Origin of the sequence: Andreprevotia chitinilytica DSM 18519 (assembly GCF_000711875.1) — a bacterium.
In the GTDB taxonomy this organism is placed as follows: Bacteria; Pseudomonadota; Gammaproteobacteria; order Burkholderiales; family Chitinibacteraceae; genus Andreprevotia; species Andreprevotia chitinilytica.
Window position 1 is genome coordinate 69,218 of sequence record NZ_JONM01000006.1, and the last position, 14,447, is coordinate 83,664.

The 14,447-nt window shown below is 61.5% G+C and carries 14 protein-coding genes; all 14 read right to left on the reverse strand.

The annotated features are described in order from the left end of the window. Positions 1-3 precede the first annotated feature (3 nt). Positions 4-1,737 (reverse strand): lipid A export permease/ATP-binding protein MsbA, encoded by a 1,734-nt coding sequence (gene msbA / locus BR41_RS09650; protein ID WP_035055728.1) that lies wholly within the window; start codon positions 1,735-1,737, stop codon positions 4-6. Positions 1,738-1,807: 70 nt separating this feature from the next. Next, the gene (locus tag BR41_RS09655) at positions 1,808-2,170 is read right to left on the reverse strand and encodes a HepT-like ribonuclease domain-containing protein (protein ID WP_035055730.1); all 363 of its coding nucleotides are present in this window, start codon (positions 2,168-2,170) and stop codon (positions 1,808-1,810) included. After that, the gene (locus tag BR41_RS09660) at positions 2,167-2,457 is read right to left on the reverse strand and encodes a nucleotidyltransferase family protein (RefSeq protein WP_035055732.1); all 291 of its coding nucleotides are present in this window, start codon (positions 2,455-2,457) and stop codon (positions 2,167-2,169) included. Before BR41_RS09660 ends, BR41_RS09655 begins: the two co-directional genes overlap by 4 nt. Positions 2,458-2,524: 67 nt before the next feature. After that, complete coding sequence (locus tag BR41_RS09665; protein ID WP_035055734.1) at positions 2,525-3,259, reverse strand: 16S rRNA (uracil(1498)-N(3))-methyltransferase; 735 nt, start codon at positions 3,257-3,259, stop codon at positions 2,525-2,527. Continuing rightward, positions 3,259-3,432 carry a hypothetical protein gene (locus BR41_RS09670; protein ID WP_169741279.1) on the reverse strand — a complete coding sequence of 58 codons (174 nt, stop codon included), beginning with the start codon at positions 3,430-3,432 and terminating at the stop codon, positions 3,259-3,261. Before BR41_RS09670 ends, BR41_RS09665 begins: the two co-directional genes overlap by 1 nt. A gap of 21 nt (positions 3,433-3,453) precedes the next feature. Continuing rightward, a complete protein-coding gene (lpxC, locus tag BR41_RS09675; protein ID WP_035055737.1) occupies positions 3,454-4,368 on the reverse strand; it encodes a UDP-3-O-acyl-N-acetylglucosamine deacetylase in 915 nt (304 codons plus the stop codon). 411 nt (positions 4,369-4,779) lie between these two features. Continuing rightward, entirely contained in the window at positions 4,780-5,949 is a 1,170-nt protein-coding gene (gene ftsZ / locus BR41_RS09685) for a cell division protein FtsZ (RefSeq protein WP_051710608.1), read from the reverse strand. Between the two features lie 90 nt (positions 5,950-6,039). Beyond that, a complete protein-coding gene (gene ftsA / locus BR41_RS09690; RefSeq protein ID WP_211251711.1) occupies positions 6,040-7,272 on the reverse strand; it encodes a cell division protein FtsA in 1,233 nt (410 codons plus the stop codon). A 113-nt stretch (positions 7,273-7,385) separates the two neighbouring features. Beyond that, the gene (locus BR41_RS09695) at positions 7,386-8,129 is read right to left on the reverse strand and encodes a cell division protein FtsQ/DivIB (RefSeq protein ID WP_035055743.1); all 744 of its coding nucleotides are present in this window, start codon (positions 8,127-8,129) and stop codon (positions 7,386-7,388) included. A gap of 177 nt (positions 8,130-8,306) precedes the next feature. Then, entirely contained in the window at positions 8,307-9,215 is a 909-nt protein-coding gene (locus BR41_RS09700; RefSeq protein WP_035055982.1) for a D-alanine--D-alanine ligase, read from the reverse strand. Positions 9,216-9,231: 16 nt separating this feature from the next. Next, positions 9,232-10,623 (reverse strand): UDP-N-acetylmuramate--L-alanine ligase, encoded by a 1,392-nt coding sequence (gene murC, locus BR41_RS09705; RefSeq protein ID WP_035055745.1) that lies wholly within the window; start codon positions 10,621-10,623, stop codon positions 9,232-9,234. 181 nt (positions 10,624-10,804) lie between these two features. After that, positions 10,805-11,875: an undecaprenyldiphospho-muramoylpentapeptide beta-N-acetylglucosaminyltransferase gene (gene murG, locus BR41_RS09710; protein ID WP_211251712.1), complete on the reverse strand. Its 1,071-nt coding sequence runs from the start codon at positions 11,873-11,875 to the stop codon at positions 10,805-10,807. Further along, entirely contained in the window at positions 11,872-13,059 is a 1,188-nt protein-coding gene (gene ftsW / locus BR41_RS09715) for a putative lipid II flippase FtsW (protein WP_245615846.1), read from the reverse strand. Before ftsW ends, murG begins: the two co-directional genes overlap by 4 nt. Beyond that, positions 13,056-14,447, reverse strand: a complete 1,392-nt coding sequence (murD, locus tag BR41_RS09720; RefSeq protein ID WP_035055747.1) for a UDP-N-acetylmuramoyl-L-alanine--D-glutamate ligase — start codon at positions 14,445-14,447, stop codon at positions 13,056-13,058. The genes ftsW and murD overlap by 4 nt, the downstream gene beginning before the upstream one ends.

Sequence of the window (14,447 nt, forward strand, 5' to 3'; positions counted from 1 at the left end):
GGATCAGTCCGCGAACTGCACCGCATGCATCTGGCTATATGCGCCACCTTGGGCGATCAACTCGGTGTGCTTGCCGGTCTCGACGATGCGGCCTTGCTTCATCACCACGATACGGTTGGCGTTTTCGATGGTGGAGAGTCGATGCGCAATGACGAGGGTGGTGCGGTCTTGCATCAGGTTCTCCAGCGCGGCTTGCACCTTGCGCTCGGATTCCGTATCCAGCGCGCTGGTTGCCTCGTCCAGAATCAGGATCGGCGCGTTCTTGTAGACGGCACGGGCAATGGCGAGGCGCTGGCGCTGGCCGCCGGACAACCGCACGCCGTTTTCGCCCAGCATGGTGTCGAAGCCTTCCGGCATGGTTTCGATGAAGTCCGTGGCAAAGGCCGCTTCGGCCGCTTGGCGCACGCGGGCTGGGTCGGGCTCCGCATCGCCGTAGGCAATGTTGGCGGCGACGGTATCGTTGAACAGCACCACGTCTTGGCTGACCACGGCGAACTGGCGGCGCAGATCGGCCAGCTTGTAGTCCGGCAGGGGCACGCCATCGAGGCGGATCGAGCCGCCACTGGGTTCATAGAAACGTGGCAACAGATTGGCGAGCGTGGTCTTGCCGCTGCCGGAGCTGCCAACCAGCGCCACCGTTTCGCCCCGTGCAACATTGAGAGTGATACCCGACAACGCCAGCTGACTGGCTTCGCCGTAGTGGAAGTCAACGTGGTCGAACTCGATCCGCCCTTCGCTGCGGCCCAACGGCTTGCCGCCGCCGTCGTCCTCGATTTCCTCATCGAGCACGGCGAACACGGATTCCGCTGCCGCCAGACCACGATGCATCACCTGATTGATCTTGGTGATGTTCTTGATCGGTTGCTGCAGCGCCATCATCGCCGTCATGAAGACGATGAAGGCCCCGGCCGTCAAACCGCCGGACTGAGCACGCAGGCTGGCGAAGTAGACGATGACCGCCAAAGTCACGCCGATCAGCAGCATGATCAAGCCGGAGTTGAGTGCAGAGGTCGCGGCCTGCTTGGTGGTGAGGTTTTTTACGCCCCGGTTGCGGCTGGAAAAGCGACCTTCCTCATAGCTCGTTCCGCCGAACAGCTTCACCACACGCTGGCCGGCGAGGCTCTCGTCGAGAATGCGCGTCATCTCGCCCATTGCCGCCTGCGTTTCCCGCGAGATGCGCCGCTGGCGTTTGCCGACGATCGAGATCGACAGCGCCACGCCCGGCAGTAGGATCACGCACAGCATGGTGAGCCGCCAGTCGTTGAGTAGCATGATCGTGAGATAAACCGCCAGCGAGAGCGAATCGCGGCACAGCACGGTCAGCGTTTGCACGCCGGCTTCCATGATCTGGTTCACGTCGTAGGTCACGCGCGACAGCAGCACGCCAGTCGACGACTGATCGTAATAGCGCGTCGGTAGCCGCATATAGCGGGCGAACATTTTCTCCCGCAGATCGTGCATCACGCGGGCCGATAGCCACGTGCTGGTGTATTCGTTGCCGAAGTTGGATGCCAGTCGCAGCACAGCCAGCGCCAGGATTTGCGCCGGCAGAATCCACATGGCGCTCCGTACCAGCGCATCTTTGGACAGATTCTCGTCGACCAGCGGCTTGAGCAAGGAGAGCAGCGCACCGTCGACCAAGGCCGCAACAGCCATGCAGACAATGGTGATCAGGGCGATGGGCCAATAGGGTTTGATCTCGCCCAGCAGGCGAAGGTAAAGCGTGCGGCTGTTCATGCAGACTCGAAACAGGAGAGGGTGGCCGGATTATAACGGGCCGGATGGCTCCGCTCCTGCTTGGGGAAAATCATTCCCCGTTGGCTGCATCGTTGCGAACCGTGGACAGTTGCTTCAACAACGCCGGCAAAGCGGTCTGCACCGTATCCCATACCACTTCAAGGTTGATATCGAAGTAGCCGTGAGCGATGCGGTTACGCATGCCCCGCATGTTGCGCCACGGCAACTCAGAGTACGCTTGGGTGAACTCTGCGTAACCATCCATCACCTTCGTCGCCGCCTCGCCAATGATGATGAGGCTCATGATGACGGCTTGCTGCGTGCGCTTGTCCTGAAGGAAAGCATCCTTGTCCAAACCATCAACAAAGCTGCACGCATCCGTTGCGGCCTGCTGCATGTGGTCGAGATAGTCTGGAAGACGGCTCTCGCTCATACAGGCTGCGCCTCTGCGAGTACTTGGGCCCGAAACTTCTTGGGGAGGTCGTCGGGGGTCAACAGATCAACGTGGACGCCGAGCAAGGATTCCAGCTCGTCTTGCAGGCCACCCAGATCGAACAGCGTTGTGCCTGGGAGCGCATCGACCAATAGATCGAGGTCGCTGCCGTCCTGATCGGTGCCGTGCAGCACCGAGCCGAAGATGCGCGGGTTTGCCGTGCGAAAGCGGCTTGCCGCTTCACGGACGGCACTTCGCTTGAGGTCAAGCGCGAGTGAGGGTCGCATGAGCACCTGTCATTATCGAAACACATTGAAATGCATGAATGATTGAGCGTGGCATTTCAAGAATTTATCAATAATCGCCGTAACGCGCCTGCAGGATCGCGGCGATGGCCGGGCCGGCGGTTTCCGTGCGCAGAATGCGCGGGCCGAGGATCAGCGGCGTAAAGCCAGCGGCGCGTGCAGCGGCTTCTTCGGTTTCCGACAAGCCGCCTTCCGGGCCGACCAGCACGGCAGCGCTTTTCGCCTCAAGAGGCAGGCCGCCCGCACGGATCGCGCCGACTGGCGACAGCAGCAGCTTGAGGTCAGCTGTTTTGAGATCGGCGGGGGGGCTGGCGAGCAGCTTATCCAGTGCAATGACCGGTGCAATCTCCGGCACTCGCGTGCGTTCGCATTGTTCGCACGCGGCTTGTGCCACTGCCTGCCAATGTGTCAGCCGCTTTTCGGCCCGCTCGCCTGAGAGCCGCTGCTGACAATACTGGCTATACACCGGCACGATGCGGGCCACGCCCAGTTCGGTGGCTTTCTGAATGGTGTAATCCATCCGCTCCGACGCTGACACGCTCTGTATCAAGGTGATCTCGAACGGCGATTCGCGATCCGCCGCATCGAAGGCGTCGAGGGTTACATCGACATTCCGCTTGCCCATCGCGGTGATCGTGGCTTGGTACTCGCCACCACGCCCATTGAACAAGGTAATCGCCTCGCCCGGCTGCATGCGCAGCACTTGCACGTGACGGGCAACGCCTTCCGGCAAGGTGAGCGCGGTGCCAATGGCAAGGTCGGCATCCAGATAGAAACGCGGCATCAGTGCTCCAGGCGGTCGACCGCGAGGCCGATGAACATGATCAACAACGCGCCAAGCACGATGAAAATCGTCCAGCGGATCAGACGTAGCCAGTAACGATCACGCGTGCGCTGGTATTTGAATGTGCCGAAGCCGATGACGAGGACGGCGAGCAGGAAGAGAAGGCGGATCAACAGGAACATCGGATCGGCGAATCAGATCGAGAGCGGCGGCAATTCATGAAACGAACTCGGCACATCCTCGCGCCGGGTGAATGTCACCCGCTCAAAGCTCGATTCATCTGCCAGCAGCGCCCGCAACAGCTTGTTGTTCATGGCATGGCCGGATTTATAGCCGGAGAACGCGCCGATCAGCGGCTGACCGAGGATGTAGAGGTCACCAATTGCATCGAGCACTTTGTGGCGTACGAATTCGTCTTCGAAGCGCAGGCCGCCTTCGTTCAGCACGCGGTATTCGTCGATCACGATGGCGTTTTCCATGCTGCCGCCCCGGGCGAGGCCGTGCATGCGCATGTATTCCACTTCGTGGATAAAGCCGAAGGTGCGGGCGCGGGAGATTTCGGAGACGTAATTGGTATCGGCAAAATCGAGCGCAACGGTTTGCGCTGATTTCTTGAAGGCCGGGTGCTGAAAGTCGATGGTGAGGGCGATCTTGTAGCCGTTGTGCGGCTCCAGCTTCACCCATTTGTCGCCGTCACGCACTTCGACGGTCTTGAGGACGCGCACGAAATGCTTGGGGGCATCCTGGTCGATGATGCCGGCGGACTGGATCAGGTAGATAAAGGGCGCGGAGGAGCCATCCATGATCGGCATCTCGGGCGCATCGACTTCCACCAGCACGTTGTCGATGCCCAGGCCGGCAAAGGCGGACATCAAGTGCTCGATGGTGCCGACGCGGACATCGCCATCAACCAGCGTTGAGGAGAGACGCGTGTCGTTGACGAGTTCCGGCCCGACCTTGAAGAGCCGCGAGCCGGGCAGGTCGCTGCGGACGAACACGATGCCGTGATCGACCGGGGCCGGCTTCATGACAAGCGTGACGCGCTCGCCCGAATGCAGGCCGACCCCAACCGCGCGGACCGCGCTCTTCAATGTGCGTTGCGAAAACATGGTGTCCCACCTTCAATCATGAACTGCTTAGAACTTGTCCATCGTCTTGCTGCTCGGCCCTGATCGGAGCTCATGCGCTGCTCGGAATCCTCATGTACGTTCGTACACTCCGGTTCCTGCGCTGCTCTTTACTCCGCTGAGGGCCGCTCGCGACAGACGCTGAACACGTTCTTACGATTTTAGCAGCCGCGGGTCATCGACTGGATTGATCGTTGCAATGTTCGCGATTGGGCGGCTTTATCTACCTGTGCGACAGTCCACCGATCCCGTTGATCGGGAAGGCGGCCGTAGCGAGCCTGTGCGGGGCGCGAAGCGGAGCGGGCGAGGCACCGGAATGGACTTGATGTCCATGAGGATGCCGAACCCGTTTCGCGACAAAGCCATGCGCAGGCGCAGTAGGCCGAGGCCCGATCAATCCGCCTGACGACGCAGGAACGCCGGAATATCCATATCCACGTTCGAAATCGCCGGACGAACCGCTTGCTCCGTCTGTGCAGCTGCGCCGCGGCGCGAGCGCCAGATGGCCGGCGTGTCGTAGTCTTCGGCATTGAAGCCGGCTGCGTTGTCGGTGCCGGTTTTCAGCGTTTGCGTTTGCACGACGGACAGCTCGGGCTTGCCCTTGCTGTTCAGGCCGGTGGCGACCAGCGTGACGCGAATCGAATCGCCCAGGCTTTCGTCGTACACCACACCGTGCTTGACCAGCGCGCCGTCGGCCACGCCCGCTTCGATGATTTCCAGCGCCTGGCGGATTTCCGACTTCTTGAGCGTGGCACGGCTGGCGGAGAAGTTCACCAGCACGCCGCGTGCGCCCTTGAAGTTGATGTTGTCCAGCAGCGGGCAACGGATCGCTTCTTCGGTCGCCACGGTGGCGCGGTCTGCGCCGGATGCGTGGGCGGAGCCCATCATCGCCATGCCCATTTCGCGCATCACGGTCTTCACGTCGGCAAAGTCGACGTTGATCAGGCCCGGGTAGTTGATGATCTCAACGATGGAGCCGACCGCGTTGCGCAGCACGTCATCGGCGGCGCGGAACGCTTCGTCGATGGTCACGTCTTCGCCCAGCACTTCTTCCAGCTTCTGGTTGGAGACGACGATCAGCGAATCCACGTAGCGAGACAACTCATCGATGCCCTGTTGCGCGACTTTCTGGCGGTTGCCTTCGTCCAGCCCCGGCTTGGTGACGACACCGACGGTCAGGATGCCTTTCTCACGCGCCACTTGCGCGATCACAGGGGCTGCACCTGTGCCGGTGCCGCCACCCATGCCGGCGGTGATGAAGAGCAGGTCCGCGCCGTCGATCAACTCGGAGAGATGATCGCGATCTTCTTCGGCGGCGGCACGGCCGATATCCGGGTTGCAACCGGCGCCAAAGCCCTTGGTGAGTTCATGGCCGAGTTGCACCACGTCCTGCGCCTTGGAAAGCTTCAACACCTGGGCATCGGTATTGGCCGAGATGAACTGAACACCGTTCATCGCGTGCTCGATCATGTTGTTGATTGCGTTGCACCCTGCACCGCCAACACCGATGACCTTGATGTTGACGTGATGGGCGACCTCTTGAACTTCGATAGTGAGTGCCATGCTGTTTCTCCTCTTGACCCGTTACTGCACTTGCAACTGAGTTGATGAACTTGATAAATGAATGACTGAAACTGAATCACTGAACCGGTATTAAAAATTGTTCTGGAACCACGATCTCATGCGGCCCAGGATGTCGCCGAACGATCCATCCCTCTGTCGTCCGGTCGGATTTTTCTGGTACTGCTCATGCGCCAGCAGCAACAAACCCACTGCCGTTGAATAACGCGGATTCTTGACCACCTCTGCCAGACCGCCGACGTACTTCGGCAGGCCGATACGCACGGGCATGTGGAAAATCTCTTCCGCCAGGCTGGTCATGCCCGGCATCAGGGCTGCGCCGCCAGTGATGACCACACCACTCGACAGGCGATCTTCGAATCCGAAACGGCGCAGTTCTGCTTGCACCAATCCATACAGTTCTTCCACGCGTGGCTCGATCACTTCGGCCAGCGTGTGGCGGCTCATTTGCCGCGCACCGCGCTCGCCCACGCCGGGGACTTCGATCATGGCCTGCGGGTCGGTCATGTGGCGCTGGGCCACGCCGTGCTGCAGCTTGATCGTTTCCGCTTCCGACGTTGGCGTACGCAACGCCATCGCAATGTCGTTGGTGATCTGGTCGCCGGCAATCGGGATCACGGCCGTGTGGCGGATCGCACCGTTGATGAACACCGAGATATCCGTGGTGCCGCCGCCGATATCGACCAGACACACGCCCAGGTCTTTCTCGTCCTCGGTCAGCACCGCGTTGGCCGATGCCAGCGGCTGCAGGATCACTTCGGCGATTTCCAGTCCGCAGCGGCGTACGCATTTGGTGATGTTCTGCACCGCCGATACTGCGCCGGAGACGATGTGCACGTTCACGTGCAGCCGCACGCCGGACATGCCCAGCGGCTCTTTCACGCCTTCCTGGCCGTCGATCATGTATTCCTGCGCCAGGATGTGCAGCACCTGGTGATCGGTCGGGATGTTCACCGCGCTGGCAGTTTCGATCGCGCGGTCGACGTCGGCCTGCGTGACTTCCTTGTCCTTGATCGCAACCATGCCGTCCGAGTTGATGCCCTTGATGTGGCTGCCGGCCACACCGGTGAACACCTCGCGGATCTTGCAGTCCGCCATCAATTCGGCCTCGCCCAGTGCGCTCTGGATCGCGCTGACTGTCTTTTCGATGTCGACGACGACCCCGCGCTTCAACCCGCGCGACGCGGCCGAGCCGAGCCCCACCACGTTGAGCGTGCCGTCGTCCTGCACCTCGGCCACGACGGCCACGACCTTGGACGTCCCGATGTCGAGCCCGACGATGAGATTTTTTGCGTCTCTAGTCACTGACAGCCTCTTTACAATACTTGATATTTTGCTTGAAAAAACACAGATAACCTACTGGTTTTAAGTGCTTTCTCGATTCAATTGATTTCAATTCGTTCAATTTGAAATCTTGTTTAAGCCTTTCCGGGCTTCTTTTTCCCTTCGCCGGCTGGCTGATAACCCGGCAAGCGCACTGCAAATCCGTTCGGATAACGCAAATCCACGTATTCGAATGGGTGCTTTTCTGCGATCAATGCCAATGAATTCGGATAGGCATCGACAAACCGTTCCACCCGCGCCATGGCATCATCGCGACCCACTTCCACCGTCAACTGGTGGTCCAGCTCAAGCCGCCATGCGCGGCGCGGCGATAACCACAAATGCGTCGCCGCTTTCTTCAGCGGCAGCAAAATGCCCTGCAATTGGCGGTAGCCATCCACCATCTTTTTCTCGGTGCCTTCCGGGCCTTCCAGCACCGGCAACGCCTCATTGCTGGCGGCGTCGAAACGCTCGCCATAGGTATTCAACAGTGCGATCGATCCCCAACGGGCGATCGCTTTATGTTCTTCAACACTCACTTCCAGCCGATCCGGCCAGCGGCGGCGCACGCTCACCTGGCGCACCCACGGCAGCTTCTCGAACGCTTGCCGGGTCTTGTCCAGATCCAGCGTGAAAAATGTGCCCTTCAACTCGTTCTTGATCACGTACTGCAGCTGCTCGCGCGTCACATGCGTCAGCTCGCCATCGACCTTGATCGCGCGCACCGGGAACAGCGGCGAATGCACGCCCAGAAAGACGACCGAATAGAACAGCAGCAACACGGCCAGTGCCGTGAGCAGGTTTGCAAACCAAAGTAACAGTTGCGGCTTATCCCACATTCGAACCTCGCCAGAGCTACTGCGCGACCGCGATACTGCGTCGCGCGCTGCTCGCCATCCTCACGTACTCAGGTACGTTCCGGTGGCTGTGCTGCTGACTCCTTGTCTCGCGCCCGCTCGCTACGCTCTGACAAGGTTCTCTCATCGCTTTATTCATGCTTCCTTTGTTCAGATCGCTCAAAGCGTCGTATCCAGCACTTTCAGCACGAGGTCTTCGTAACTGATGCCGACTGCACGTGCTGCCATGGGGAACAGGCTATGGCTGGTCATCCCCGGCGCGGTGTTCACTTCCAGCAGGTAATGCTTGCCGGCTTCATCCATCAGGAAGTCGACGCGGCCCCAGCTCTTGCCGCCGATGACCCAGAACGCTTTCTTCACGTCGGCCACGATCTGTTCGGTCGTGGCGGCAGGCAGATCGGGCGGGCAGCGGTAGACCGTGTCGTCGCGGATGTATTTGGCTTCGTAGTCGTAGAACTCGGTGGCCGGCTCGATCTTGATCATCGGCAACACGTTGTCGCCCAGCATGGCGGCGGTGTATTCGCCACCACCGACGAATTGCTCGGCGATCACGAGCGGATCGAAACGGTTCGCCTCTTCAAAGGCTGCCTTGAGGCCGCCAGCTTCTTTCACCTTGATCACGCCAACGCTGGAGCCTTCGGTCGCCGGTTTCACGAACAGCGGCAGGCCGAGTTTTTTCTCGACGGCGGCAAAGTCGCTCTTGGCGTCGATCAGCTCGAAGGCCGGAATCGGCAGGCCGACCGCTTGCCACAGCAGCTTGGTACGCAATTTGTCCAGGCCCACGGCCGAGGCCATCACGCCGCAGCCGGTGTAGGGAATGCCGAGCACTTCCAGCGCGCCTTGCACGGTGCCGTCTTCGCCGAACGGGCCGTGCAGGATCAGGAAGACGCGGTCGAATTGTTCCGACTTCAGTGCGGAGAGCGGTTTCTCGCTCGGGTCGAACGGATGGGCGTCAACGCCGCGATCCAGCAGCGCGGTCAGCACGCCACTGCCGCTCATCAACGACACTTCGCGCTCGCTGGAGGTGCCGCCCATCAGGACGGCAACTTTGCCGTATTTCTGCTTCATATCCACTTGTTCCACTTCACGCACCCCCGGCCAGTTTTGCGGGGATGCTGCCAATCGTGCCGGCACCCATGGTGATCACCACATCGCCGTCTTGCGCGGCGGCGAAAACGGCGGCCGGCATGTCGGCGATGTCTTCAACGAACACCGGCTCGACCTTGCCAGCCACGCGCACGGCGCGGGCCAATGCCCGAGCATCGGCCGCGATGATCGGTGCTTCGCCGGCGGCATAGACTTCGCCCAGCAGTAGGCCATCAACGGTGTTGAGCACCTTCACGAAGTCTTCGAAGCAATCGCGGGTGCGGGTATAGCGGTGCGGCTGGAATGCCAGCAGCAGGCGGCGGCCGGGGAACGCGCCCCGTGCCGCGGCGAGCGTGGCGGCCATTTCGACCGGGTGGTGACCGTAGTCATCCACCAGCGTGAAACTGCCACCGGCTTGCAGGGCAATTTCGCCATAACGCTGGAAGCGTCGACCAACGCCCTGGAAGCCTGCCAGCGCTTGCTGGATCGCGGCTTCGGATGCGCCGACCTCGAGCGCGATGCCAATGGCGGCCAGTGCGTTCAGCACGTTGTGCATGCCAGGCATATTGAGCACGACCGGAATGCGGCGGGTCTCGCCGTTTTCCCACACCGCGTCGAACTGCATCTGGCCGTTGGCGGCGACGATGTTCTCGGCGCGCAGCATGGCGTCTTCCGACGTGCCATAGGTGGTGATCGGGCTGGTCACTTGCGGCAGGATCGCACGCACGTTCGGGTCATCCACGCACAGCACGGCACGGCCGTAGAACGGCAGGTGATAGAGGAACTCGACGAACGCCTGCTTGAGCTTCTCGAAATCATGGCCGTAGGTGTCCATGTGGTCGGCATCGATATTCGTCACCACCGAAATCACCGGGGTCAGCAGCAGGAAGGAGGCATCGCTCTCGTCCGCCTCGGCAACGAGGAAATCGCCGTGGCCCAAGCGGGCATTCGAGCCCGCGGCATGCAGCTTGCCGCCAATCACGAAGGTTGGATCAAGGCCGGCGGCTTCCAGAATCGAGGCAGTCAGGCTGGTGGTGGTGGTCTTGCCGTGCGTGCCGGCGATGGCGATGCCTTGCTTCAGGCGCATCAGCTCGGCCAGCATCATGGCGCGTGGCACCACCGGGATCTTGCGGCTGCGCGCTTCGATCACTTCCGGGTTGTCTTCCTTCACCGCGCTGGAAATCACCACCACGTCGGCGTTCTGCACGTATTCCGCACCATGCCCTTGATGGACGACCGCGCCCGCCGCAGCCAGACGCTGCGTGGTCGCGTTGCTGCCCAGATCGGTGCCGGAGACTTCAAAGCCGAGGTTGAGCAATACCTCGGCAATGCCGCTCATGCCGACGCCGCCGATGCCAACGAAATGGATGCGTTTTACTTTGTGTTTCATCTGGCTGTGAGGAGTGAGGTGAGAGGGGTTAGGGGTAACACCTTGCTCATTCGCTCCGTTTCCTCATGTGTATCCGTGTTCAAACAAATTTATTAAGAGGAGGGCTTTGACGCCTCTTCCGGTCTTCATTTCAAAGCGAGTCGTTCATGGATTGGCGGGTTTTCACCTCACACCTAACCCCTCACGCCTCACTCAACGATTCAATCACCGCCACGACCCGTTCGGTCGCGTCGGGTTTGGCAAGCAGCCGGGCCTTTTCGGCCATATCGAGGCAGCTTGCGCGATTCGTTTGTTGCAGCAGCGCGGCGAAACGCTCGGCGCTGAATTGGGTTTGCGGCAGCAGGATGCCTGCGCCGGCGTCAGACAGATATTTGGCGTTGCCCGTCTGGTGGTCGTCCACGGCAGACGGGAACGGCACCAGCACGCTGGCCGCACCGACGCAGGCGATTTCCGACACCGTGAGCGCGCCAGCGCGGCACAGCACCAGATCGGTATCGGCGTAGGCTTTGGCCATGTCGCCGATGAAGGCGACGCATTCGGCATTGACGCCCGCAGCGGCGTAGTTCGCCTTCAAGGCTTCGATATGCTTTTCCCCTGCTTGGTGAATCACCTGCGGGCGTTCGTTCTCCGGCAGCATGGCGAGCGCTTTGGGCACTTGTTCGTTGAAGACCAGCGCGCCGAGGCTGCCGCCGACGACCAGCAATTTCAGCGGGCCGCTGCGGTTGGCGAAGCGCTCGATCGGCGGCGCAATGGCGGTGATTTCGTCCCGCACCGGGTTGCCCACACAGCCGTTGCGACCGGGGAAGGCGCTCGGGAAGGCGAACAGCACGCGGCTGGCGATCTTCGCCAGCACCTTGTTGGTCAAGCCAGCGACCGAGTTTTGTTCATGGATGACCAGCGGTTCCCACAACAAGCGGGCGGCCAGCCCACCAGGGAAGCCGGTAAAGCCGCCGAAGCCGATGGTGACGTCCGGGCGGTAACGGAAGATGACGTTGAAGGCCATGCACAGCGCCTTGAACTGCACCCACGGCTGGGCCAGTTTTTTCAGCAAGCCCTTGCCGCGCACGCCGGTAATGGCGAGGGTTTCCAGCGTGATGCCGTGCTGCGGCACGATGCGCGTTTCCATCGCATCTTTCGCACCTAGCCAGACCACGTCCCAACCCTTGGCACGCACGGCATTTGCCACCGCCAGTGCCGGGAAGATGTGACCGCCAGTACCACCGGCCATGACCAGAAGGGTGCGGCGAGTCATTGGCCGTATCCTCTAATCAACTGACGATTTTCATAGTCGATCCGCAGCAGCACGCCCAGCGCCAGCAGGTTCGCCACGATGCCGGAGCCGCCGAACGATAGCAGTGGCAGCGTCAGGCCCTTGGTCGGCAACACGCCCATGTTTACGCCGATGTTGATCACGCTTTGCACGCCAATCCAGATGGCGATGCCTTGGGCCACGAGCGCCTGATAGGCGCGGTCGAGCTTGGCGGCTTGCACGCCGATCATGAAGGCGCGGAACACGATAAAGGCGAACGCGGCCACGACGCCGGCCACGCCGATAAAGCCGAGTTCTTCGGCAATGATCGCCATCAGGAAGTCGGTATGCGCTTCCGGCAGGTAAGAAAGTTTCTCGACGCTGGCACCCAGGCCCACACCATGCAATTCGCCCCGGCCGAATGCGATCAGCGAGTGCGATAGCTGATAGCCCTTGCCATACGGGTCTTGCCACGGATCAAGGAAGCCGAGCACGCGGGCGCGGCGATACGGCGAGCTGGCGATCAGGCCGACAAAGCCGATGGCGAGGAACACGATCAGGCCGGCGAACAAGCGCCAGTTGAAGCCGCCAAGGAACAGCAGCCCCATGGTGATGGCGGTGATGACCGCGAATGCGCCGAAGTCCGGCTCCAGCAGCAGCAGGCCGCCGACCACCAGCATCACTACCAGCATGGGTAGCAGGCCCTTGGTGATGCTTTCCATGAAGTCGCCGCCCATGAATGCGGCCTTGCGCACCGTGTAGTCGGCGGCGTAGATGCAAGCCACGAACTTCATCAGTTCGGACGGCTGCAGGTTGATCACGAACAGGCTCAGCCAGCGCTTGGAGCCGTTCACTTCCTTGCCGACGTGCGGCACCAGCACCAGCGTCAACAGGATGACGGCGAGGATGAACAGGGTCGGCGCATATTGCTGCCATGCCTTGGTCGGCACCGTGAACGCGGCGAAGCCCGCCGCCAAGCCCACGGTGAGGAAGGCGGCGTGGCGGATCAGGAAGTAGGTGGCGCGGTAGCCGGAGCTCTTGTCCACTTCGGCCATCGCGATCGAGGCCGAGTACACCATCACCAAGCCAAAGGCGAGCAGCAGCAGCACGCACCACAGCAGCGCCCGATCGTAGGGCTGCATGGTGGGGCGGGCGCGCTTGAGGGCCTGGTAGAAGAGCTGCTTCACGCTGCCAGCTCCTTCACCGCTTTGATGAATACTTCAGCGCGGTGATGATAGTTGCGGAACATGTCGAGGCTGGCGCAAGCCGGCGAGAGCAGCACCACATCACCGGCTTCGGCCAGATTCGCCGCCATCTGCACGGCCATTTCCAGCGTCGGCACTTGCAACACCGGCAGGAACGCTTCGTCTTCGTCGTTGGCGTCGACCAACTCGGATTGGGCATCGTTGAGCACTTCGGCGATCAGCGGGCCATCGCGGCCGATCAGGACGACGGCGCGGCAGATGCGCTCGCAAGCGGCAAGTAGTGGGCGGAAATCCTGGCCCTTGCCATCGCCACCGGCGATCAGCACCACCGGCCGGGTCATGCCCTTAAGCGCGGCTTCGGTTGCGCCGACGTTGGTGCCTTTCGAGTCGTCGTAGTAGGCAATGCCGTTCACTTCAGCGACGAATTCGACCCGATGTGGCAAGCCCTTGAAGGACTTGAGCGCGCCGACCAATGGGCCGGTCGGCAGGCCGATGGCCTTGCACAAGGCAATCGCGGACAGCGCGTTGACGGCGTTATGCAAGCCAGCGAGCGGTAGTTCGGATGCTTTTAACAGCTCGAAATCGCCGAGCCGCAGGCTGACATCATCGCCAACCGGCACGAGACCATATTCGCTGCCATTGCGCGGCGCATCCTGACCGAACCACGCCAAGTCACGGCCGGCTTGGGCCATGCCACGGCAATAGCCGTCTTCACGATTGAGCACCATCACGCCCAGACCGTTGAAAATGCGCGCCTTGGCCGCGGCGTAGCCCTTCATGCCGTCGTAGCGGTCGAGGTGGTCTTCGGAAACGTTGAGCACCGTCGCGGCGTGCGGCGTGAGCGAGTGGGTGGTTTCGAGCTGGAAGCTGGAGAGTTCGAGCACGAACACGTCAGCGTCCGGGCTTTGCGTCAGTGCATCGAGTACCGGCAGGCCGATATTGCCGGCGACGACGGTCTTGAGGCCGGCGGCTTCGCACATCTGGCCGACCATGGTGGTTACCGTGGATTTGCCGTTGCTGCCGGTGATGGCGATGACTTTGGCCGCTTTTCCGGCCAGGGCGCGGGCGAGCAGCTCCACGTCGCCGGCATAGGGCACGCCACGTGCAATGGCGGCGGCGATGGCCGGCGTGGCAATGGGTACGCCGGGGCTGACCACCAAGAGGTCAGCGTCAGCGAAGGTGTTGGCGTCGAACGCACCGGCACGCACCGCCACATCCGGCAACTCCGATTTCAGCGTATCGAGATTCGGCGGTGTAGCGCGGCTATCGGCCACGGTCACGCGCGCGCCTTGCTTCACCAGCCAGCGCGCGGCCGAAAGCCCGGTTTCCCCGAGGCCGACGACGATGATGTGTTGTCCCGCGTAACCCAT